Source organism: Pseudoalteromonas sp. SG44-1 (genome assembly GCF_014164315.1).
GTDB classification, from domain to species: Bacteria; Pseudomonadota; Gammaproteobacteria; order Enterobacterales; family Alteromonadaceae; genus Pseudoalteromonas; species Pseudoalteromonas rhizosphaerae.
In genome coordinates, this window is sequence record NZ_JACJEW010000331.1 from 1 (window position 1) to 215 (window position 215).

At 47.0% G+C, this 215-nt stretch carries 1 protein-coding gene; it reads right to left on the reverse strand.

Going from position 1 to position 215, the window contains the following annotated elements; all coding sequences use genetic code 11:
- Window positions 1-215 (reverse strand): group II intron maturase-specific domain-containing protein (locus H5187_RS24330; RefSeq protein WP_310737486.1); only part of this gene is annotated, 215 nt, incomplete at both ends.

A 215-nucleotide genomic window follows, 5' to 3' on the forward strand; every position in this document is an offset into this window, starting at 1 on the left:
TTGCCTAGCGCAATGTTAATTCCTTTTGTTTTTGAGCTTCGACAAGGCCCCTTGCTGGTGATACCACATGCTATGGCTAGTCTCTCACTGACCCCCAATTTCATTAAACTGCGTACTTTGGTGCGAGGTTTACGCCACTGTCGCCAGTAGCACATTCTTATCCTACGGCGGATCCAATGATCTAAATCCACTGTTAGCTGATAGGCGTTGGCTAT